The following is a 24,322-nucleotide window of genomic DNA, read 5'->3' on the forward strand; positions in this document are numbered from 1 at the left end:
ATTGTATTCCTCATCTAAATAGAGGCTTAAATTCATCAATTTATATACCAGCGTTAAACCAAAATTTGTGTCTCACATCACTCACATAATGTCTGAGGGCAATTTTTTTACTTGCAGATTTATCTGGATAAATGAACTGATCTTCTACATTAAGAACATATTTTTGTGAGCAGATAGGTTTGCCATGATTGTGATGCATTGTCAAATGAACAATTGTTTGTTCAGTAAAATAAGTAGGAGCTTCTTGGAGGTTTGCTAAACGTTCAATAGCAAAACTCCAGTCAAATTCATGCCTAAATAATATAAATCCACCATTTACGGGATTTGATTTTTCAGAATCCTCATAAATAATTCGCTCATCTAATGACATAGAACAATCAGGTAGATAAAGAGAAGATTTTTCATCCGATTTACTCAAATCAATTAAGTCAATACCGCCGGGAAAAAACAAAATATCTGAATCAGTGTAAATCGTAGTACCATTAACAGGAATTGACATTAAAGCCGACAATTTTCTGCCCATTGGATGCAGTTGGGCATAATCAAGAACACATTGAGGTAAATCGGTTCTTAGGAAGTTTTGTAAAAGTATTACCTTAACACAGGGATGGATGCGGCGGAGTAAATTACAACTAGACTCAGTGTAACTGCCATCAGAAACTACAGTGAATGTATCTGGAATGCCGACATGACGGATGAATGAGCGAATACTTGCCACTTGTTCTGGCAAATCGCGTTCACATGATAAAGCATAGACACTTATCGGAACTTGCCGAGTTTGTTTGATGGGGATGCTGACAATCACAGAAAGGGCTGCTTTATATAGGGAGCGATTAAATTTACCCTGAGTTTTAGCAGTATGGTAGCCTATATTTACCATTGATTTTTCCTCGTTATATAAATAATTGACTAAGGAAACGAATTCGTAATTTACGAATTACGTACAGCCCTTTGGGCATGAAAACCGCGGAGCGTGCCGGAGGCTCTATTACGAATTACGAATTATAGTATTGCATCTGGTGATATTCCCAAAGCTTACCTTTACGTCCGAGTAACTCTTGATATTTGCCCTGTTCTACTATTCGTCCTGCTTCCAACACTACGACTTTATCGGCTTTAGCAATAGTAGAAAGACGGTGAGCGATCGCAATTACTGTTCTACCAACAGATAGCTTTTCTAATGAATCTTGAATTAAGCGCTCGGATACAGAATCTAAGGCACTAGTTGCTTCATCCAAAATCAAAATTTCTGGGTTCCTTAATAGCGCCCGGGCGATAGCAATTCGCTGTCTTTGTCCTCCAGATAATCTAACACCCCGATCTCCCAATTGGGTATTAAAACCTTCGGGCATTTCTAAAATAAATTCCAGCGCATTCGCTAGTTTAGCAGCTTCTTGAATTTGCTCATTAGTAGCTTGTGGCGTACCATAAGCAATATTTTGCCAAACATCAGTATTGAAAATAAAAGTATCTTGACTGACAACAGCTATTTGACGACGTAAAGAGTTAATTTCAAACAGCTGGATATCAAGTTCATCGATATAAATATTTCCCTCTGTAGCATTATAAAATCGGGGAATTAAATCAGCAAGAGTTGTTTTACCAGCGCCAGAAGCTCCGACTAATGCAGTCATTTTACCCTTCTCAATGGTTAGGGTAACATTATGCAGCACTATATTTTTCTCATCGTAGCCAAAATCTACAGATACTAAATTTATTGCCCTTTCTAAAGCTTTAAACTTAAGTATTCCATTCTGAAAATAATTTTTATCATCAGTTTTTAAGAGCTTTTTAATGTTGTCTGCCGAACCATGTAGAGTATTGAGAAATGCTCGTGTACCATTAATATCTTGAACAAATGGGATGAAGCGAAATAGCACAAAGAAAAATGTTAGCAAAGAAGCAACTTGTAGTGTTCCATTACTAACTAGGCTAGTGAATGCCAAAATAATCATTCCCACCAATACCGTAGTAGCTACCCCTTCGGCAATTGGCTTGACAAGTGTCCAAGTGAATACAACTTTAGTCGTAGTACTTACTACCTTATCGCTAGCTTTGTAATAACGCTGGCGCTCAAATTCTTGAGTACCACAGGAATGAACCGTGCGAATACCATTAATAAATTCTATGGCTGTTGATGTAAAATTAGCATTAGCAGTTGTCATGCCAAAACTTGATTCTCTGACTCTGGCATTTAGATTCGATAAACCTACACCTAAAAGTGTAAATAGTAATGCTGAAATTACAGTCAGTTGCCATGATATCAAAAACATTGATATTAAGTAGACAAAAGTTGTGATTCCCCTAGTTATTAAAAAAGCTGCGCCACTGAAACCCTGTCTTATTCTTTCAATTTCTGTAGTTATTGTGTTAATTAGTTCACCAGAACGAGTTTTGGCAAAGTAACTTAACGAGAAGGATTGTAACTGTTCAAAAATTTGCTTACGTAAGCGATCGCCAAAATGCAGTTGAGATAATTCAGTATAGACTTGTCCAAAATAATTGAAGGCAACACGTAACCAAGTACTCAATAAAATCAGCGAAGATACCCGGTACAGACGATTAATTGCCGATGTATTCGCCCCCAATACTAAATTATCAAACCATTCTATTCCTGTTTGGACAGGTTTAGCGTCGGGACTAGTTAAGCTTTGTAAAAATGTCAGTAAAAAACCAATACTTACACCTTCAAAAGTTGCCGCCAGAATCGAGAATATCAAAGCTAAAATTACAATTTTGCGAAAGTGTTTAAATTCTCGCAATAGCAAATAGTTGTCTTGCCAGAAACTAGAAGCTTTAAGCAGACTACGGAGTTTTTGAGGAACTTGGGAATGCATGGATTTTATAATAATAGTTTGGCCAGGTAGATAGACCGCTTTAGCCTCAGTACGGTAGATGAAATTATCAATTACCGCACAGATAAATTACAGTGTTTGGCTATCTAGATGTAAGTAGGTAAGTAGGTAGACAAGATAAAACCAAACTATGTAACGAAAAGTAAAGTCTCTGTATTTGGCTCGTAGTTGCGCTTTAGCGCATCCGGATAAAGATGCGCTAAAGCGCAACTACGAACCAGTGATGATTATTTGCGCCCACTTACTTAGACGTAATTAAACATATAATAAACCTCACCCTCAATCCCTCTCCTTAGTCTTGTCGGGGGAAGCCGGAGACAAGGTGAGGTTTTATATTTAATTTGACCCTCTTACTTAACAGGTGAGACTGTGCTTCTACTTTCCACGAAGCTTTAATTTCTGGTAATTTATTTAGCTGTACTGCATCTTCTAAAGTCCAACAACGAGATCCGGTTAAACTCATGTCACCCCGCAGCACGTTAAATAATTGTGGCAGATTATCGAGACTGGATTTACCCATCCAACGCCCTAGCAGTGTGATGTTTTGCGTGCGAAACTTCATTGCCCAAAACAGTTTACCGCGTTCTCCAACACGCCACTCACGGCAAAAAATTGACCCTGGCGAGTAAACCTGCATTAACACAATCAATCCCAACATGACTGGACTTACTAATAGCAGCAACACCAAAGCAGCAATCCAATCAATTAGTCGCAAGAAGGGTTGGTTAAAGAGTTTTTTACTAGCGGGTATGCTTAGGAATATTGGTTTTTGAGCTTCTTCACATGCATCTGCCCAAAATCTGAGCAAAGCCTCACCCAATTTGGGATCTATGCTTACCAAACTGACGGGAGAATGTTGTAAGCATTCTACTAGCGATCGCTTACTATTTAATGAAGGCAGATATGGTTGTTTCACACGTCCAAGCGGCTTCACCAACAGCTTACCCCGTCGCCACTGGAGTGTGCAGTACCCACCATTATCTTGATGTTGCTGGGTTACATCATATAAATTCTCTAGAGTTGGAATTATTGAAGTTGTCATAATGTCTTTGGGTTTATACAGGAGTGAATTGCTGAGGCGTTATCAAAGGCTATCAATGCCTTAGACCCAAATCCGAATCTTGTGTCAGTCCAAAAAGTTAGAGGTAATTGAGGGCAAAATATGTTATTGCTATTTGCCACTCAGAATTCTGCTGGTGTAGAGGTTTACAAATTAACGTTACTATCAATATTCATGAGCAATCAGTATTTTCCGGTAACTACTGACAGTAGAAAAATGTAGAGGCAAATTACCCATGAATCTATATCGACGTTTAATTGCACTGTGGTGTTTTTTGTGTCGATATTAACAAAACCAGTCCCCTGTTGTCTTCTAGCCTTTTTGAAGGTGCTTTAATCTCTAGAATATAAGAGTATGTAGAAATAGCGATCGCTCAAATAAATTCTTTATTTACTCTTTAAAGAGCCAGTGTTTTCTCTGATAACCCATAAAGATAGCATAAATATACTGAAATTTTCCTGATCGCAATAAAATTAAATTTTGTTCATAAAAAACATAGGTTGGTACACCTGTGCATAGGTGTCAACTTAACGTATAAGTCAGGTAAGAGATAGTGTTCCAGAGTTGCCCTCATCCCCTAGCCCCTTCTCCCAAAATTGGGAGAAGGGGAACTGGAGAATTTGCTCTCCTTTCTCAAAATTGTGATTCGGAGAACTGGAGAATTTACTCCCCTCTCCCAAAATTGTGATTCGGAGAACTGGAGAATTTACTCCCCTCTCCCAAAATTGTGATTCGGAGAACTGGAGAATTTGCTCCCCTCTCCCAAAATTGTGATTCGGAGAACTGGAGAATTTGCTCCCCTCTCCCAAAATTGTGATTCGGGAAACTGGAGAATTTGCTCCCCTCTCCCAATATTGGGAGAGGGGTTGGGGGTGAGGGCAAAATTCGATATCTAAAAAACCCTCTCTCTAAATATTAAAGAGAAAGACTTTGAATTTTCCCCCTTCCCGTGTCGGGAAGGGGGTTAGGGGGTTAGGTCTTTGTGGGCTTTTCCATATAACCTGAATTGGCAGGAATAGCCCCAACTCCTTAGAAAAGTCGGGGATCTTTCATCGCCGGACTAACTATTTTTCTACAGCTTGACGCAGAGCTAATTGCTGTTGTTTGATATAAGGTACGTAATTACTACTAGAGTTGGATACCCCATTAGCTACAACCCCAATCAGATTTAACTTACTCAGCATGGCTGTAGCTTGACTAAGCTGACTTCGCGTCACAATCCCAATGCTTGCCACCATAACTACACTCCGACAAGATGATGCGGTAAGCATGGCATCCACCAAGCCGAGAACTGGCGGAGCATCTATGAGTACCAAATCATAGTTTTCCTCAAATGCTGCCATTAATTCCATCATCCGAGGGGAACTCAACAGATTAGCTGGATCAGCAGGTTTGGGGCCAGCAGTCAAAATATCAATGTAGGCGGAACCTGAGTATTGAAAACTAATTTGGTTGGGTAGATTTGCATCACTCGCCAATAGAGTTGAAAGCCCCTGTTCATTAGGAAGATTCAACTGTTCGTGCAGACTAGGAGCGCGTAAATTGGCATCAATCAGCAGTACCCTTTTGTGCAAACGCGCAGCACTCATTGCCAAACCCAACGCCAAAGCTGACTTACCCTCATCGGCTAAAGCTGAGGTAATCATCAAAGATTTTAAGTTAGCAACAGTATTTAAAAGTTCAATGTTTTTGTAAATCAAATCCAGTGATTCCCAACGCGGTGGAGATTGCAATACCTGAATTGTCCAAGGAGCGAGAACTTCTGGCTTACCAAAAGGCAACTTAATCATTGATTCTTTGGGTTTGGCTGGCGGTAATTTGGGAGTTGTTCCCAACAACGGCATGGCCATTTGCTTCTCTAATTCAGCAGTAGTGTGAACCGCATCATCAGCCGATTCTCGAATAAAGGCAGCAATGCCTCCTAACATAAACCCAACCACAGCACCTAACAGCAAGTTCTGTTGAAGATTGGGGCCTAATTGTCCACCTTTTTGAGGTTCTTCTACAACTTCCCAATTAAATCCACCCTTAGAAAGTTCTTGGCGCAATTGCTGTTCTGCTCTTAAAAGCTGCTCTAACCTTTCACGGCTAAATTGCAACTGCGGTAACATCCGATTGTAATAAGCTAAAAGAGGCGGGAAGCGTTTGATTTCAAAACGTAGCTCGTTTTCTTTTTGGGCTAAAGTTTGATCGCGAGCAGTTAAAGCAACTATAGTTGTCTGTGTTTCTACCAACTGACCAGCTAGGCTGAGATCAATTTGCCCAAGCTGTCCTTTTTCCAGAAGAGAGTCTCCATTTGTGAATGTACCAGCAGACTTTTCGCCTAAAGTTCTTCCTACTTCTTGTTGCAATAATTCCTTCTGGCTTTGAAGCTGTTCTTTGAGCTTTTGCACACTCGGAGTTTCATCTGTAAAGCGTAAGCGTTCTTGTGCTAGCGCGAGTTCGCTTTTTTGGATTTCGTTTAGTAAGCCTTGATAGCGAGTAGATTGACTCAGACGAGAAGCAACTAAAGCATTTTGAGGAGAACGGTTAAGTTGTTCTTCTAAAGATTTTTGGCGTGCTAAAGCTTCGCCATACTGAGCGCGAGTTGCCTGTCTTTCTTGGGCAATATTATTCAAAGCTGTCTCAATTGCTTTGGCCTGTGATTCTGGATCAATTAAGTTCTGATTTCTGCGAAACATTTGTAAATTTGTCTCAGCCGCGTTTACTTCTTCACTAGCTTTACTTAACTGTTCTCTGATAATTTGCAGACCTTTTTGTAAACGCGAACTCTGTTGTTCTTTGTTATATTCCACATAAACTTGTCGAATTGCGCTCAGAACTTTTTGTGTCTTTTCTGGATCTCCGGCAGTGTATTCAACTTGAAATATTTTAGTAGCAACATTATCTTCTTTGCTCCTTAATTGAGTTAAAACTAAGGAAGTTTTAATTTCAGCTGAACTTATATCTGGATAATCAGATTGAAGTTTATCAACTGCTTTTTGGATAAGTCCCGAACTTTGCATCAAGTTAAGCTGGGTTGCAGTATCTATGACCACATTAGAGTCGGTAAATTGGTTGTCTACCCCCGCTCCTTCTGCTTTACCTTGATAGTTAGGTTCTACTAAAAGTTGCATTGAACTTTTATAAGTTGGCTTGGTTTTTAAAGTTACCATGCCTGCAATAGCAATAGAAGTAATTAATACTGCTAGGAACCAAGGAAATCTTCGCAAAAATACCGCAAACAATTGTCCGTAGCTTGGTTCAGTTTCTGTAACTTGAGTTATATGAGGATTTAGACTACTTTGAACCACTTTTATTATCCTTGTCTTCAAGACTTACGCTAAGAGATATCCCGAATAATACCTATTCTTTTTACGAACCACTCAGAAGGAGAGATAAAAATAAATAGGTAATCTTATAGTAGAAAAAGATTACTTTATCAAATGAGTATTTGATGCACACCGCAAGCTTGGTTAATAATTTGCTCAACCTTCCCAAAGAAGGCATTTTCTGAAAAATTTGCTACTGCATGATTACGGATGCGATCGTAATCCCAAGAAATGCCATTAGCTTCTAGTAATGCAATTTGTAGAGATTCGGGTGTTTGTCTTTTGAAAAAGACTCCTGTTTCACCTGGAATTTGAGTATCTAATACTCCACCTGCACCATAAGCGATAACTGGTGTACCACTAGCATTAGCCTCTACTGGAACTAATCCGTAGTCTTCTAATGCTGCGACAATAATAGACTTGGCTTTGGAAAACAAGTCTTTGCGGGTTCTATCACTTACGTGTCCCAAGAACTCAATATTTTTTAATGCTTTAGATTTTAACCGTGCAAGTTCTGGCCCATCACCTGATATTAATAAGCGCCATCCTAGCCAATTAAAAGCTTCGACTATTATATCAAGGCGCTTATAGCTAATCATCCGGGCTGAGGCCAGATAATATTCTTCTTTTATATCCGAAAAAAGAAATTTGCTAGTATCAATTGGATAATTTACCATCATTGCCTTTTTGCCATAAATACTTTCAATACGGCGGGCAACAACACTAGAATTAGCAATGTAAAGGTCAGGTTCCTGTGCATATTTTAGGTCTACCTTTCTCATTACTTGAAATATTTGTTCGATTAAAGGAGCAAAATATCTATAGTCTCCGTACTCTCTTAAATAAGTTGCTGTGTCCCATAAAAAACGGGTGACATTATGACAAAAACAAATGTGACGGGCATTAGGATTTTTTCGCACTGCTTTGGCGAAACTGGTGCTACTGCTAATAATTAGATCGTAGTCTTGCAGATCCAACGAACGAAAGGCAGGAAAATATAAAGGAGCCATTGACCTAAAATATTTTACTGCACCAGGAATTTTTTGTAAAAAGGTTGTGTTGACTATGCGATCGCCTAAATCAATAGTTTTTTCGGGATCGTACAGAGATGTGAAAATATCTGCTTCGGGATAGCGCTTACAAAGCAGTTCAAACACACGCTCTGCCCCACCTCGCTGGGTTAAATAATCGTGGACTAGAGCAATTTTCATGAATTTGACCTAAAGTTTCGATCAGGTTTGTTTCAACGCTCCCCAGCAAGTTATTATCAACAACTTTAGTTAAATCGGCGGTTAGAAACCGCGCCTACACATGCAAAACCTACCTCCGTGGGTTAATAACCCTCAATTTTTCCTCAGTCCACGGAGGTGGACTTCGTTTGTGTAGCCGCGAATTCTATTCGCCCTGACTTTACATTCCTACAGCCAATTCATTTATTACAAATATTTTTGGAACCGATATTATCCAACTGCTACCAAGATTTTTTCTGAGGCGAAATAGTTGTTTTGCTCAGTTCTTAGTTGGTCGCACAGTCTGCCTTCGGGTAATTCTACATCCTCATAAGTGAGGACTTGATCCTTAGAAATATCTCGTTTGAGGCGACATCCTTCGGCTAAACCAATTGGTAGAAGATTTTGCTGTTGGACGATATCGGAATTTTCACATTGTCCGTAGGTCATGTAGTAACCGATGCCATCTAAGGTTTCTCCTGCTTTCAGGTCAATTTTGGCAGTGGTGATAACATCTACCAAGGGGCCTGCTAGTGGAGACATAACCGCATCACCGAATAGGACAGCACGCGCTACGGACAGAGGAACTTCAAAATGACAGAGGTGATAAGGAGTATAGAAGCTGTAAAGTGGGCCTTCGCCTAATTTATATAAGTTGAGATAGTGCTGTTGCTTGGGGTCGTCGTGAGTGGCAAATACATATACCCCAGGGCCAGGTTTTGCTCCAACTACATAATCGACAATGCCGCCCAGTTCTTTGAGTTGTTCAACATCATATATATGGGCCATTTCATCGACATAACCGTTGAAGTCATATCCCAACATTCCCCGTTTGGCGACTTTCATCCCTGTGGCATTGGCAACGATCGCTTGCTCGAAAGAAATTTTGGTTCCGTCGGCAAAGCTAGCCACCATGTGGGGCTTTTGACCCCAACGTTTAGCAAATCCTTCCTGGGTGGTGGGATTGCGATAGGGGTCTTGGAGTCCTTTAATGTTACCGCACAATAAGGGAGTTAAACCAATGCTTTTTACAAAGCGGTAAAGGTTCATTTGCACCCCTGGCTGATCGCCATCACAGGCGCTGAGAATCACACCTGCTTTGTCAGCATAGACTTTGAGGATGGGGCCAATGGTGCCGTCGAGTTCGGCATTCATCATGATCACATGCTTGCAATGAGCGATCGCTTCCATGACGATGTGAGCGCCAAATTCCACTGCACCTGTGACTTCGATTAATGCATCGATGCCTTGGGCGCGACACAGTAACTTAGCGTCTTCTGTGACTGCATATTTACCGGTTGCGATCGCATCTTCTAATTCGCTGACAGTTGCAACAACTTGAATATCTTCAATTCCAGCTTCGGAATAAGCTTGTTTAGCTGCATCAATCTTGCGATTGGAGATAGCAACTAATTCCATTCCTGGCACTGAATTGACAATTTGGTTGGCAATTCCTCGACCCATAAAACCAGCACCAATCATTCCCACTTTGATAGGATTTCCTGCTGCTGCTCTGGCTTGTAAGGCGCGATCGATAATAATCATGAACTAAACTCCTTTTTGGAACTGTTGGTTGTGATACAAATTCTGGATAATTTTGCACTTAATAATTTTTTACAGCTAAATATTAAGTACATTTTCATGGTAATTAAAATTAGCTTGCACCAAGCGACTATAAGTCACGGCTACACAGACAAAACCCACCTGCGCGGGTTTTAAACCCTTAATTTTTATCAGTCCGCGCAGGCGGACGAAAGTTTGTTAGGACTTACGCAAAATGACCAAAAAACGAACCGCAGAGGACGCAGAGAACACAGAGGAATAAGAGTTTGAGAGAGTTTTTGCGTAAGTCCTGTTTGTATAACCGCAATTTCTTTCTAATCACCAAGGCTAAATACTAACTGGTTGTTTGCTAGATGCTGTGGAAGCAGTCTGTTTTTCCTGGCTGTGATTTTCGATAATTTGCTCCACAACATTTTTGTAAACTTGAGCAAACTTTTCTTTGGTATGATTTGCTCTTGCGTATTCCCATGCTTTAAGAGACATCAGCTTTAGGTCTTCAACAGGCAAGTTGGAAATATTTCTAACTTTGTCCTTAATTTGTTCAACGGAAAGATTATCGAAAATCACACCGAAATCGTGAACATCTACACCAGATTCGTAGCTCAAAATCGGGATTAACCCGGCTTGTAAGCAACTAATTACTGCTCCTGACTGTCCTTCAGAAACAGAAGGATAAACAAGCCCTAAACAGTTATTTGTCACTTTTATAAAGTCAGGGCTACTAACATCAATCCAACCATAAGTGTGGATATTAGGTGTTTCGTATAGTTCTTTATAGAAAGCTTGCTCAAATTCTTTGTCATTACTTACCGGGCCACAAACTGTTAAATGATATTCCGGCATTTGGGCAAAGGCATCTAAAACTAAATCTAATCCTTTAAGGACTAAAGCACTACCACCAAACCACAGAAAACGCTTTCTTACCGCTTCCAAGTCTTTATTGTCGGGATAAGGATAAACCACAGGCGAAGAAATTGGGATACGATACATTGGTTTATTGGCATACTTGAATGTATCAGTTGTGAAATCATTACCCAACACAATCGCGCAATCGGCATATTCAATTCCCAAGTTAGGAACTTCAAATCGCTGTGGTTTTAAGGTGATACCTTTGCGACGTTGTAATTCTAGAAGCCTGTTGCATTCTGCTGCATTGCGAAACACCATATTAGCAATGTCAACGTGAAAAATCTTGATGCAATCTTTATTGAGTTTTGGTGCAAGCGCTTCCATTCGATGACGGATATCAATGAAAAATGCGTAATCTTTTTGAGGAACGAATTTATCATTGTGGAACTGGATAACATCAACATTGTAACCCAAGCCTAAAAAAGTTTGGGCGATTTGCCAAACTTCCCAGTACCAAGTATGGTCTTTAGGCATTGGCTGACCAGGTTTTAACAGGAATGGTTCAATCCGATAAGAAAGAAGTACATTTCCTTTGGAAGGCTGTTTAGGCTTTAGAGAAACAACCTGTAAGCTCTTAGCGTAATTGATTCGAGCTTGGACTTTTTTAGAGACAAAAGAGATAGTATTACCGACACGAGATAGAAGATTATTTGGCATTTATTTCTATCCTAATTAATTATTGTATTACCTCATGCAGAGGAGCCGGTGTGTTGTGCCAGTACAATGTCTAAGCTAGTAATCAAAAGTTTGTAATAAGCACAAAGCGTGCTTAGAGGATAAGGACTAAAATCCTTACTACGAACTTACCCATCAATTTAAACTTGACATACGACTAGTGGTTTGTCCGATTAATTTTGCGAGTCTGCGAGATCCCCGACTTCTTGAATAAGTCGGGGATCTGAACACCACGAACCTCTGAAAACTTTTGGGACATACGGCTAGTGCAGAGAAAGAGTCTATAATTATCTAGAAACTGTACCGCCAACAGTCATCATTCTCAACAAAGGCCAATTTAAATCTTTCTCAGATATTTCAGTTACATCTAGAGGCCAATCAATGGCAAAGAATGGGTCATCATAGCGTAAACCTCTTTCATATCCTGGCGTATAAAATTCACCCACTTGATATACAACTTCAGTTTCATCTGTGAGTGCTTGATAGCCATGAGCAAACATTTCTGGAACATACAAAGCGCGGCGGTTTTCTGGGGTTAGCTCAACGCCAATGTATGATAAAAAGCTAGGAGATTCTGGACGCATATCAATAATTACATCATAGATAGCGCCTTTAGTACAGCGAATTAATTTTGTTTCTGCTGCTGGCAGAATTTGATAATGCATTCCCCGGATAGTGCCTTTTTTATAATTAAAAGACAGGTTACATTGAGCAACAGTTGGCTTTAATCCGTGTGCCTCAAATTCTTGAGCGCAGAAAGACCGAGCAAAAAAACCACGGTGGTCAGGCTTTTCTTCTAACTCAATAATGAATGCGTCTTTAAGTGCAGTTTCGGTGAAAATCATTATGATTCCTTTGAGATGAATGTTGAGTAAAAAAATAAACTAACCACAGAGGCTCAGAGATATCCTAAACCTACAAATTGGGTGCAACTTCTTTCCTTCTCTTCCTCTGTGTTCTCTGCGCCTCTGCGGTTAATTAAATTAGATATTCTTCCGGCGATAACATTTTTAAGTTGATACTTTAACTGAATCAGATGCAGAACGGAAATCTGCTCTAGGATAAGTATCATCCCAGTATTGGGTACAGAGGTCTGGTCTTTCAGGAGGATTGGCGGTGTAACACAAGAATAGTGTTGACCGGTCTTCTGTGCGAACTGTGCCGTGATGCAAAGCATTTTTCGTATCTACAAGAATCACAGTACCGGCTGGTCCTGAGCAGGATTTCCAAGCTGATTTGGGGATGACTGGTTTTACTTGTTCATCGTCGATACCCATATAGCGTGACTTCCAAAGTTTGTAGTAAAGTTGAAAATAATTCCAACTAAATAAGGAAGTTAAAGAGCGAGGGATATATTCAAAAGGCCCAGTTTTTTCTTCTACATCATTCAAGTAAATAATGATTTTGATAATCCGCCGGTCTTCTGCATCGCTATGCCATAACAGCGTGCCAAACTGATGTTTATTATTAAAATCTATGCGTAAATGTACACCATGAAAAGCAATGGGAAGACCAATGTAATTTTCGATGATATTGAGCAGTCTTTTCTCTATTCCCCAGGCATAAAATTCTGGTAAACCTGTAACTGTGCAAATTTGGGGTAACTTTTGCTCTAAATGGTCGTTGTTGGGATTTTCCATCTGAGACAATTGATGGTAAGAAGCTTTGAGCAGTTCTGAGCTAGAGTTGAACCCTAAATCTGCAAGGGTTGTGACGTAAACGCCATCTTTTTTGAGAGCATTTAGAATGGTGCGATCGCTTCCTTCTAATGCTGGTAAATTTCTGCTATGCTTCCAACGGGCTACGTAATATTCAAAGTCAGAAGACAGTGTAGATATTTTGTGCTTAATTGCATTAAACATGGCGTAAATCCTCCTCTTTTTGATACATATTTGTTAGCAATTTAAGAGCTTAGGGCTTATAACTCCGCACTTCTTGAGTCGGTATTTCGCTTGATTCTGCTAATCCAAACTCTTTAGAAAACATCACGTCAAAAGCACACAAGCTGACTAAAGCCAAAAATGGAACTACTATCTTGATGGCGGACATCGGCCATCTTCTTAAAGCACCCAAGAAAACTTTCCAGTTGACTTCTTTACTGTTATGCAAAAGCATCCGCCTACAAAACTGCTTAGAATATCCATTCTCTTCCAGTTTCAAAATCACTTCGGGTATATGTTTGTATTGCATTAACAGTGCAGATTTTGGTTCTTTCTGCCAGTAACTCACACCAACAACACATTCTAAATAAGTCTCTTTAGTGACAATTACACTACCATTAGCAGCACAATAACCGGCTAAATAAGCTAAAGATATCCAGTTATTCTCTGCATCTTGCCAATTTTTGAGAGCGCGTTTCACTAAATCAGTGCGGTAGATTGTAGCAGTCAGAAAAATAACTGCACCAACACTTTTTGAGAAACAATGTTCAAATATAGCTTTCCCATCATTATCACCATTTTCACTATCTATATCAAACCAGCGATTACCAACAATTGTGGGTGGATGAACTGGTTCACCAGTAATTTGGTTCCGCCCAGAAAAGTTGAGGAACAATAATGATAAATCTTCATGTTGTTTGAGCTTGCTAATTACATAAGCAATAGCTCTATCTTGAATTGGATCATCATCACCAATTGTCCAAACATATTTTGTTGTTGTAGAATTTAGGCAATACATAATATTTTTGACTAAGCCTAAATTTTTAGGATTTTTATTTGATTTAAATGTAATATTACTAAGTATTACTTGCCATTTTTGGATCACCTCTTGAGTATTGTCTGTTGAATAATTATCAGAAACTAAAATCTCACAATCAGCTTCAAAACCTTTAATAGCTTGAGCTAACCATGCTAATTGTTTATCAAGTAACCCAGCCCGATTGAATGTAGGAATGGCAATGGTAAGCAATTTATTCATATTAAGTTCAATTCTGTAGTTAAGAATATTGGCAGTAACAACAGCTTATTAATTACTAAGTTGCTTTTTCATCTAATTGTTTTTGATTCAATAACCAATTTTCCAGGAGATACGCTTTTTAATTACTGGTCAATAACCGTTTATTATGCTAGCAATTAAATGATTAGTAGCAAAAAGCGTATCTTCCCTCACATTTAGTAATTACAAGGTTATTAAAAGCCGATCAGGAACAGGACATGGATAAATTTTAACTTCAGGAATTGGTACTACAAACTGTCCACCCCACTCGCCAATAAATGCCATTTGTTCCATAATTTCTTCCTTGAGATTCCAAGGCAATATTAGGAGATAATCTGGTTTGGTTTCGCCGATTTTATCTGGTTCAAAGATGGGAATATGAGTTCCAGGTAGAAATAATCCCTGCTTGTAGGGATTGCAATCTACTGTATAATCGATAAAATCTTTACCAATTCCACAGTAATTGAGCAATGTATTACCTTTAGCAGGTGCGCCATAACCAGCGATTGATTTACCTTCTGCTTTAGCCGTCAAGAAAAAATTTAATAGCTTGCGCTTTGTTTCTTTGACTTTTTCTCCAAATGTAATGTAAGTCTCTATCTGATGCAGCCTAGCGGCGATTTCTTTTGCTTTCAGATGGCTAACTCGGTCGCTAATCCTGTGATTATCAGCGTAGTCATGTTTAGCATAAATTCTTAAAGAACCGCCGTGAGTTGGTAATTCCTCTACGTCAAAAAGTTGCAAGTTGTGTGCTGCAAAAATTTTTTCGATAGTCAGGAATGAAAAATAAGAAAAATGCTCGTGATAAATAGTATCAAACTGATTTTGTTGAATAAGTTGCAAAATGTGAGGAAACTCCATCGTCAAAATGCCATTAGGTTTGAGGATGAGTTTGATTCCAGCTATGAAATCGTTTAAATCTGGTACATGAGCTAAAACATTATTACCTATCAAAAGGTCAGCTAGTTTTCCTTGTATCACAAGCTCTTTAGCAGTTTCAACTCCAAAAAACTTGTTAATACTAGGAATGCCTCTATCTTCAGCAACTTTAGCTATATTTGCTGCTGGTTCTATTCCTAAAACAGGGATTCCCTTTTCTAAAAAGTATTGCAGTAGGTAGCCGTCATTACTGGCAATTTCAATAACTTGATTGTGATGATTAAAGCCAAAGTTTTCTACCATCATATCCGTGTAATCCTTGGCGTGTTTTAGCCAACTTACCGAGTATGAAGAAAAATAAGCATAATCGCTGAAAATGTGATCTGGTGTTTCAAACTGTTCTAATTGAACTAAAAGAGTGTCTTCAGAAACATAAGCGTGGAGAGGATAAAACTTCTCGGCATTATTTAGTTGTTCTGCTGTCAAATAAGCATTTGCGAAGGGCGACATTCCTAGATCAATAAAGGTTTTGTGCAGGGGTTGACCACTGAAACGACATTTTGCGATCGCCATAAACTTTAACTCACTAATTGCAAATAATTTGATAGATGGAATAAGTCCGAATCAAAAAGGATTGATTCGGAAACTTAGTTTATTTTTTCGCTGCTGTTAGGCTACTCTAACTGTTTTTTATTCCAGAAAAAATCTTTGTCAATTTGCTCAGTCCGAATCAGATACTCTAGTTGCTTTAAGCGGGTAAATCCTCTAAACAAGAAAGTATCTTCAGCCATGTGTATTTGACTGAATAAATCAAATAACTGCCCAGCACCAAGTCGGGCATTCCAATCACACTTAAATCCAGGTAAAATTGTGTTGATTTTCTCGAAGGATACCCGGTAGCTGCGATTATCTGAACCGTTGTTACCAAAGGACAATTTACAATCTGGGAAAATATCAGCAATAATTTCTGCGATTTCTTTGACGCGATAGTTATTTGCTGTATCTCCTACGTTGAAGATTTGGTTATGTACAATATCCCGTGGTGCTTCTATGGCGCAGACTATTGCTTTGCAAATATCCAGCGCGTGGACTAATGGCCGCCAGGGTGTACCATCACTGGTCATTTTGATTTGTTTGCTAGTCCATGCCAACCCTGCTAAGTTATTTAAAACAATATCAAAGCGCATTCTGGGAGAAGCACCAAAGGCAGTTGCATTCCGCATAAATGTAGGAGAGAAATCATCGTCAGCGAGTGGTCTGACATCTCTTTCTACGAGAGTTTTGCATTCTGCATAGGCTGTTTGGGGATTAATTGGGGATTCTTCTGTGACATCACCTGCGGTAGCAACACCGTAGACGCTACACGAAGACATATATACAAAACGACGCACCCCCATAGCCTTAGCTAGGCTAGCTAGACGAACTGAACCTACATGATTAATTTCGTAGGTAATATTAGGTGCTAATTGTCCGGCTGGGTCGTTGGAGAGTTCCGCCATGTGAACTATTGCTTCAACACCTTCTAAATCATCAGGGGTGATGTTGCGGATATCTTTGTTGAGGGTTTTAGGTGTCACCCCATTAGCGTTGTACAGCCAACCAACTTTATAAAAACCAGTATCTAGACCAATAACTTCATGTCCCCGTTCAATTAACAGAGGGGGTAATAACGAACCTAGATAGCCTTCTGTTCCAGTTACTAATATTTTCATTGTAGTTAATGCCTTTGTATTGATGAGTTAAATTAGGGGCGCACAGATGTTCGCCCTACTACGTGTTACATCCGAGAGGGAACCGCTATATTTTTCGTTTGTATGTAAATAACCTCACTTCCATTCCTCTCTTCCTTTGAGGAGAGAGGCTTTGAATCTTACTCCCATTCCCTTGTAGGGAATGGGTCGGGGGTTAGGTCATTGGACTCAACCCAGAAGCGCTATATATAAATGGGCTAACAATCATTACATAGTTTGCCGACTAACCCATTAGATAACAGCACTCTATAGCGGTTCTTAATTGATGCACTACACTTTCTTGTGGGATGGTTAAGATACCCATCCCTTGTATTTCCAGGCTGTAAAAGATGCCCACTATACAAGATTCATCCTTTTATTCAGCAGCCCGGAAGTAATAACTATGTTATCTATGCAGTTACTGCAATATCTAGATGCGAAAGTTGGGGAATTTCTGCCACAAGCGCTTTACCGATTTCTAGAGAAGATGTAGCCGCAGGAGAAGGAGCATTGCAAACATGAATGGAGTTTTGACCAGAAACGATCAAAAAGTCGTCTACAAGCTTACCATCGTTCATTAAGGCTTGAGCGCGAACTCCTGCATGGGTGGGAACTAAATCTTCTGCTTGAACTTCAGGAATTAGTTTTTGCAAACTTCTGGTGAAGGCTGCTTTACTAAAAGAACGAATGATTTCTTGAATCCCTTCATCAGCATGTTTTGCTGCCAATTTCCAGAACCCAGGATAGGTGATGACTTCAAGAAAATCTCGTAAGTCAAAGTCGGTTTTTTTGTAACCTTCGCGCTTGAGTGACAAAACCGCGTTTGGCCCTGCATGGACGCTACCATCAATCATCCGGGTAAAGTGAACACCCAAAAACGGAAAATCTGGATTGGGAACTGGATAAATTAGAGTTTTAACCAGATAACGTTTTTCTTTTGTGAGTTCGTAATATTCTCCCCGGAATGGCACAATTTTTGCTTGGGGTTCAACTTTACCTAATTTGGCAGTGCGATCGCTATGCAATCCAGTACAATTAATTACAAAGCGGGTTTCAAAGTTACCTTTGTTTGTTTGCAGTACCTGATTTTTACCACTTGGGGAGATTTTCAGAACTTTTGTATTCAGGTGTAAATCCCCGCCCTGCTCTTGAATTAGCTGGGCATATTTCAAACAAACTTGCTTGTAATTAACAATACCAGTTGAAAATACCCGAAGTCCACCTACACATTTTACGTGAGGTTCAATTTCTCTGACTTCTTCGGGGCTAATTCTCTTAACTTCTATGCCATTGTCTAAGCCACGTTTGTAGAGATTTTCTAAGCGTGGTAGTTCTTGTTCTTCTGTTGCGACAATTACCTTACCACAAACTTCATGCTCAATTCCATGCTCTTGACAAAACTCTACCATAGAGCGAGAACCGTCACGACAAAATTTAGCTTTGAAACTCCCTGGTTTGTAGTAAATACCAGAATGAATTACACCGCTATTATTGCCGGTTTGGTGAAATGCCCATTGACTCTCTTTTTCTACTACTAAAATATGGGCATTGGGATAGCGTTTTCCTAAAGCCAGCGCTGTCGAGAGTCCAACTATTCCTCCGCCGATAATCGCAAAATCATACATTAGGATTATTGTACTTGAAATTACAGTAAATCTATAAAATTGTGAGTGGGGAGTGGGGACAAGGGAGATGAGGGAGATAAGGGAGATGAGGGAGATAAGGGAGATAAGGGAGATAAGGGAGATGAGGGAGATAAGGGAGATAAGGGAGATGAGGGAGATGAGGGAGATGAGGGAGATGAGGGAGATGAGGGAGATGAGGGGATAATTCTTAACTCCTAACTCCTAACTCCTAACTCCTAACTCCTAACTCCTAACTCCTAACTCCTAACTCCTAACTCCTAACTCTTCTCTTACCAAACCTTCCAAGGGGCTTGAGTACTTTTCCATAGCCCCTCTAGGTAGTTTTTATCGCGTAAAGTATCCATCGGTTGCCAAAAACCATCATGTTTGAAAGCCGATAGTTGTTCCATATCAGCTAGCTTTTCTAATGGCTCTTGCTCCCACACGGTAGAGTCATCAGCAATCAAATTGATTACTTCTGGTTCTAACACAAAATAACCACCATTAATCCAAGCTCCATCACCTTCAGGTTTCTCTCGAAAGCTGGTGATTTTAGTTTGCTCATATCCTAAAGAAATAGCACCAAAACGTCCGGCTGGTTGAACGGCTGTAAGTGTTCCTAAGGTCTTTTGTTCTTTATGAAATTTAACTAGCTCGGTGATATTAATATTACTTACACCATCACCATAAGTAAAGCAAAAAGTTTCATTACCAAGATGTTCGCTGATTCGCTTTAAGCGTCCGCCTGTCATTGTATTATCACCCGTATTTACTAAGGTGACACGCCAGGGTTCAGCATAACCAGAATGCACGTTCATCTGGTTAAATCGCATGTCAAAGGTAACATCTGACATGTGTAAGAAGTAGTTAGCAAAATACTCCTTAATTATGTAACCTTTGTAACCACAACAAATAATGAAGTCATTAATGCCGTGGGCTGAGTAAGTTTTCATTATGTGCCAGAGAATTGGCTTACCACCAATTTCAACCATCGGCTTAGGTCTGATACTAGTTTCTTCACTGAGGCGTGTACCAAGTCCTCCAGCCAAAATCACCGCTTTCATACAATTACCTCGGAGATTTGTAGAGATTTATATTATTTAACCGTGCCAATCTTAGATTTTAGATTTGCAATTTGGGATTAGTGATTGAACGTCACGAGCCTATGAGTTGATTTGTTCTACCCATTTTTATAGGAGGGCATGTATCAAAAAACTCTTTTAATCGAAAATCCCAAATCGTTCGACTGAATGCTCACGACAAGTCCAAAATCCAAAATTGCTTGACTTTATCGACATGAAGAGGATGCACTTAGATAGAGAAAAATTGATTTATTTTTTCTTTTTCTCCGTCCATAATCTAACTATTATTTTTGCCAAAATTATGAAGGAAATATAAATTAAAATCTTTTCTATATAAAAGCTCTATGAATATTTAAAAATTGGAAAATAAATTACTCAATATAAATATAATTGTTACCCAATAAATAACTAGGGTTAGCTGACGCTAACCCTAATCAGGCTTGATTTTTGAAATCTAAACCAATAATATGCAAGTGATAAAACTTACTTGTTTCTAGTTAGTTTTTTCCACATTACTTGAAGTTTGGAATAAAGGGTCACATTTGTTTTCTACGACTACACACATGTTACTGAGTGCTTGCTGGTAGTTATCCATATCAGCTTGTTCAAGAAACATTTTGGCAGATGCCTGTATATCCTCGACAGCTTTCGCCTGATTTTTGTTAGATTCGCTACCGCCATATTGTGCTAGTTCATAGCGAACCATACCTCGTTTGAGATACACTTTTGCTAGTTTGGGGCTGATAGCTAATGCTTGGTTAAAGTCAGCGATCGCTTGATGATATTCTTGCTCATAATTGCTGCTATATTGAGCAATTTGATAATAGACTACACCACGTTGAAAGTAAGCTTCTGCTTTGGATACATTAAGTTTTATGGCTTGAGTAAAATCGGAGATCGCTTTTTTGTAAGCTTGTTGAGATTCACCGCTATATTTAGCCATTTGGGTGCGGACAATTCCGCGTCTGATATAAGCTTCAGTTTCATTATTATTCAGACCAATGGCGCGATTATAGTCTGCGATCGCTAGGTTATACTCTAGATCGGGATCGTTGCTATAGTCGGCGAGCATATAGCGGGCATTACCCCGATTCACCAGAGCTTTGGTTTGATTGGGATTGATTTTGAGAGCTTGGCTATAATCTACAACTGCTCCTTCGTAGTCTTTCATGTTATAGCGGGCATTGCCACGATTTACAATCGCTCTGGCATGTGTCGGTTCTTGTGTAATTGCTTCGCTAAAGCTGGCAATTGCTTTTTCATAATCTCGGTCTTTGTAAGCAGTATAACCCTGCTGATAATAATCAGCGAAGCTGAGTTTGTTATTTGTCTGGCGAGACATCAGTGTTTGTTGAGTGTAAGCATTTTGGGAAACCAACGGCTGAGTAAATTTAATCATTACATCCGCATATCCCAATAAACCAAAACCCAGCAAGCAACAAATAATCGGGTACAACTTTGACTTCTTGGAAGGTTTATAAGATGTACCGCTTGGGCTAATTACTGGCTGCCAATAATTACCTGAGTGCGGTGACATGGTTCGCTGTGGAAAATGCGGTGTCTGGGTGTACTGCTTTTTCCGTTTGATTCGCGGTTGGAGATGTTCTTTAGCTTCTATAGCCCGATGTGATGGGAAGGGGTCGCGTCCGCCTAATCGCACGGTACGTTCACACCAGGGACAGCTACGCATGTGGTTGTTGTAGCGATGCTGAGGATTTGTCGTGCAGGTAATCAGGGAATCTTCGGCTTCAGCAATTGCTGATACCCAAGCCTGGGCGCTGGGGCGCAACTGTGGGTTGTTGTGACCCTCTTCAAAACAACGGACAAATAGTTCTTGTAAGCTGGGATGAAGAATTTCCCAAGGGGGTGCAATCGGTGTCGGCAGGTAAGGTACGTAACGCTTTTGGCTGTAAGTGAAATGACCCGATGCAATGCGGGCTTCGTAGGGCGGTGGCTCAATAGCGCCTTGAAAAATCCCCGAAAATGGGTGGGTGCCTTCCATTAAGAGTTGAAATACTAGCACCGCTAACCCAAATAAATCGTGAGAAATTTCGCGATCGTGCTGGGCAAAAGTTTTATTCTGTAGTTCTGGTGGGGTAAACTCTGGTTTACCCACTGGGCAGCGATAAACAACATTGGTGTTTGGGTCGAGTACTTGGAAAGAGTCTGTGTCTATCAAAGTCACCAGTGCTGTATCACTGACGAGGATATTTGACTCATTCACATCACCAATGCAATATCCACTTGCGTGTAAAGCAGCAATTGCCGCCGCTAAGTTACGAGCCGTGCGGAGCAGGTACTGATAGTTGAATAGGGGGCAGTGTTGGCGGCGGGTTCTGGGGTTGTAAAAGTCGATGATTGGACGCATCCCTTGAATGCGTGGCATCAAAAAACCCAGGATGATATTTTTGCCATCTGCCGCCCGTAATAAATCCTCTGGCCAAGCGATAGAAATATGCCCTAAACTCGCCGTTGGGTTTTCTGGCGGGTTGGCAAGCATCGCTTGGAGTTTATCAGCATGGGCAGTCGTTGGCTTGTGGTAAATCTTTGCCACCAAGTTGTTATCAGATGGCACCGCATAAACACAAGCCTCACCGCCACGTCCCAAACTGACATTGAGACTGAGGATTTCTTTTCTAGGGGAACAACGTAGTACCTGCATAATGAAATTACCGCTAACGGAGTTATTGTAAGATGTGAAACCTGTAAATTTTTTGCTTATGAGTTGTTGAATGCAGCTATAATGAGTGTCAAATCATCATCAGTGCGTTGTGTAATCCGCTCTGAGCGTAAAAACTTTACCAACTGCTCCTTCGCTTCTGTCTTATCCTCGGTATTAGCTACAAATTCAAACAGGGGAAAAAAGAAGGGTTTGTGAGGTTCGCCAACAACCATATTCAAAGCCAGCATTTGTAGTCCGTCGGTGATGATGCCAACATTTACTATGTCTGTGCGCCAGACTCTCATCTGCGCTGTATCTAAGGCAGTAGGTGAAGTTAAAAAAGTGGTTTCGTTGATGTATTCGCCGCTATCAGGTATGGTAAGTGCCAACAGATTACCCATGCCATCTTTTGCCACTGCCAAACCATCACCTATTTGCATTACAGCTACAACTTCTGGTGTAGCAACCATCACAATTAAGGTAGTTGCTAAATCTTGAGGTTGTTTGTCACAAGTAGCTGCCTCATGCTCTACAGCTTTTTTGGCGGCTAATATGGCATCATTTAAGAGCGATCGCACATAAGCATCATCAGTCAAAATTTTCTGGGTGAGTTTAAGAGTGGAAATGTTTTCTATTGCTGTCTCCACAGCAATCATCGCTCCCACTTTCCCAAGTAATGCAGAACCCGCGCCATCTGCTGCCGCCGCCACTAAAATGTTATCTGATAATACCTGCCAGTGATGAGCATCCTGACATAACTGATTGTTTTTTAAGTGACTTGTACCACATACAGATGCAGCCACAATCCGCCATTGAGCAATCTGTTTTGATATGTTCATAGATTTTTTTCCAGCAGCTAGCTGTGTAAACATCAAGCTGCAATTTTAAATTAAACAGTCCCCCAACCAATCGGCGGTAATGCTACCTGTTCGTCCACTTGTGAATGGGAAACAGCCGACATACTAGTTGACAGCCAGACAAACATCTCGATAAAATTTAATCCTTTAAGCTTTAAGGGTGTACGCACAGCTATTTGATTTAAACGAGTCATATTCGCATTTTCTACACCAACTGTAAAAAATGCTACACGTTTATTTGCTTCATCTCCCTGTAGTCGCTGGGATGCTTGCTCTACCACATGCTCTAACTCGCCTTGTGGTTCTCCATCGGTAATCATAAATACCCAAGGACGATAGTAAGCAATCCCATTGGCACGATACTGAGATTTCCGCTCTTGAATTATGTCTAAAGCTTTATGAATTCCTGCACCCATCGTAGTTAATCCCTGGGCTGTCAAAATTGGCGGATTGAATTGATCGGCAGTCACAAAGTCTTGTACTACATTGATATTACTATCAAAAGTTACGATCGCCACTTCCACCCGTCTTGCGGCTAAAGAATTTTTGACTAATTCATCTTTCAAACTTAATAAACCCTGATTTAAAGCCTCAATCGGGTCTCCTTGCATCGAGCCAGATGTGTCTAGTAACAGTACACAAGGACAACGTGGTTCTGGGTTCTCAGCAAATTCTACTACTTCATCAAGTCTTAATGTATCATCCATAACTTTTTGTGTTATGTTAAAGTTCAAAGCCTTATTTTCCTTTTCTCAGAGTATATAATTCCAGTCGCCGAGGCGACTTGCAGAATATAGTAGCTAGTGGTAGATGCTCTAATTTTTATTAAACAATTTTTTTTCATGAAGTTCTCGACATATTTAAGAAGAACTTGAGGACAGCTTGGTTTAGCAAAAAAGAGTTTATCAAAACACAGCATTCACTGTTGTAAGGTATCTACCCAAAAAT

The 24,322-nt window shown here is 40.0% G+C and carries 18 protein-coding genes; 1 reads left to right on the forward strand and 17 read right to left on the reverse strand.

Going from position 1 to position 24,322, the window contains the following annotated elements:
* Nucleotides 1-40 precede the first annotated feature (40 nt).
* From V7K73_RS29155 to lhgO, 13 genes are all read right to left on the reverse strand, one after another.
* Nucleotides 41-880, reverse strand: coding sequence for a hypothetical protein (locus V7K73_RS29155; protein ID WP_334885482.1), 840 nt, complete (start codon nt 878-880; stop codon nt 41-43).
* 115 nt (nt 881-995) lie between these two features.
* Entirely contained in the window at nt 996-2,837 is a 1,842-nt protein-coding gene (gene hepA, locus V7K73_RS29160) for a heterocyst formation ABC transporter subunit HepA (RefSeq protein WP_334885484.1), read from the reverse strand.
* 310 nt (nt 2,838-3,147) lie between these two features.
* On the reverse strand, nt 3,148-3,897 hold the full coding sequence (gene hepC, locus V7K73_RS29165; protein ID WP_334885486.1) for a heterocyst development glycosyltransferase HepC: 750 nt from the start codon (nt 3,895-3,897) through the stop codon (nt 3,148-3,150).
* Between the two features lie 1,082 nt (nt 3,898-4,979).
* A complete protein-coding gene (locus V7K73_RS29170) occupies nt 4,980-7,208 on the reverse strand; it encodes a GumC family protein (RefSeq protein WP_334885488.1) in 2,229 nt (742 codons plus the stop codon).
* Nucleotides 7,209-7,336: 128 nt separating this feature from the next.
* Nucleotides 7,337-8,437, reverse strand: a complete 1,101-nt coding sequence (locus V7K73_RS29175) for a glycosyltransferase (protein WP_334885490.1) — start codon at nt 8,435-8,437, stop codon at nt 7,337-7,339.
* Between the two features lie 249 nt (nt 8,438-8,686).
* On the reverse strand, nt 8,687-10,000 hold the full coding sequence (locus tag V7K73_RS29180; protein WP_334885492.1) for an NAD(P)H-dependent oxidoreductase: 1,314 nt from the start codon (nt 9,998-10,000) through the stop codon (nt 8,687-8,689).
* A 345-nt stretch (nt 10,001-10,345) separates the two neighbouring features.
* Nucleotides 10,346-11,584: a glycosyltransferase gene (locus V7K73_RS29185; RefSeq protein ID WP_334885494.1), complete on the reverse strand. Its 1,239-nt coding sequence runs from the start codon at nt 11,582-11,584 to the stop codon at nt 10,346-10,348.
* Between the two features lie 305 nt (nt 11,585-11,889).
* Nucleotides 11,890-12,447: a dTDP-4-dehydrorhamnose 3,5-epimerase gene (gene rfbC, locus V7K73_RS29190; protein ID WP_334885496.1), complete on the reverse strand. Its 558-nt coding sequence runs from the start codon at nt 12,445-12,447 to the stop codon at nt 11,890-11,892.
* Between the two features lie 165 nt (nt 12,448-12,612).
* Complete coding sequence (locus tag V7K73_RS29195; RefSeq protein WP_334885498.1) at nt 12,613-13,464, reverse strand: phytanoyl-CoA dioxygenase; 852 nt, start codon at nt 13,462-13,464, stop codon at nt 12,613-12,615.
* Nucleotides 13,465-13,513: 49 nt separating this feature from the next.
* A complete protein-coding gene (locus V7K73_RS29200; protein ID WP_334885500.1) occupies nt 13,514-14,521 on the reverse strand; it encodes a glycosyltransferase family 2 protein in 1,008 nt (335 codons plus the stop codon).
* Between the two features lie 201 nt (nt 14,522-14,722).
* Nucleotides 14,723-15,991 (reverse strand): class I SAM-dependent methyltransferase, encoded by a 1,269-nt coding sequence (locus V7K73_RS29205; protein WP_334885502.1) that lies wholly within the window; start codon nt 15,989-15,991, stop codon nt 14,723-14,725.
* 101 nt (nt 15,992-16,092) lie between these two features.
* The gene (locus V7K73_RS29210) at nt 16,093-17,130 is read right to left on the reverse strand and encodes an NAD-dependent epimerase/dehydratase family protein (RefSeq protein ID WP_334885504.1); all 1,038 of its coding nucleotides are present in this window, start codon (nt 17,128-17,130) and stop codon (nt 16,093-16,095) included.
* Between the two features lie 428 nt (nt 17,131-17,558).
* The gene (gene lhgO, locus V7K73_RS29215; protein ID WP_334885506.1) at nt 17,559-18,773 is read right to left on the reverse strand and encodes an L-2-hydroxyglutarate oxidase; all 1,215 of its coding nucleotides are present in this window, start codon (nt 18,771-18,773) and stop codon (nt 17,559-17,561) included.
* 67 nt (nt 18,774-18,840) lie between these two features.
* Here lhgO and V7K73_RS29220 point away from each other — a divergent pair, with 67 nt between their 5' ends.
* A complete protein-coding gene (locus V7K73_RS29220) occupies nt 18,841-18,978 on the forward strand; it encodes a hypothetical protein (RefSeq protein ID WP_334885508.1) in 138 nt (45 codons plus the stop codon).
* Nucleotides 18,979-19,063: 85 nt separating this feature from the next.
* Here V7K73_RS29220 and rfbF read toward each other — a convergent pair whose 3' ends face one another.
* From rfbF to V7K73_RS29240, 4 genes are all read right to left on the reverse strand, one after another.
* Nucleotides 19,064-19,837: a glucose-1-phosphate cytidylyltransferase gene (gene rfbF, locus V7K73_RS29225; protein ID WP_229555979.1), complete on the reverse strand. Its 774-nt coding sequence runs from the start codon at nt 19,835-19,837 to the stop codon at nt 19,064-19,066.
* Between the two features lie 511 nt (nt 19,838-20,348).
* Entirely contained in the window at nt 20,349-22,517 is a 2,169-nt protein-coding gene (locus V7K73_RS29230) for a tetratricopeptide repeat protein (RefSeq protein ID WP_334885509.1), read from the reverse strand.
* Between the two features lie 56 nt (nt 22,518-22,573).
* Complete coding sequence (locus V7K73_RS29235) at nt 22,574-23,356, reverse strand: PP2C family serine/threonine-protein phosphatase (RefSeq protein WP_334885510.1); 783 nt, start codon at nt 23,354-23,356, stop codon at nt 22,574-22,576.
* Nucleotides 23,357-23,406: 50 nt separating this feature from the next.
* Entirely contained in the window at nt 23,407-24,081 is a 675-nt protein-coding gene (locus V7K73_RS29240; protein ID WP_334885512.1) for a vWA domain-containing protein, read from the reverse strand.
* Between the last annotated feature and the right edge of the window lie 241 nt (nt 24,082-24,322).

Source organism: Nostoc sp. (assembly GCF_036916975.1).
GTDB lineage: Bacteria > Cyanobacteriota > Cyanobacteriia > Cyanobacteriales > Nostocaceae > Nostoc.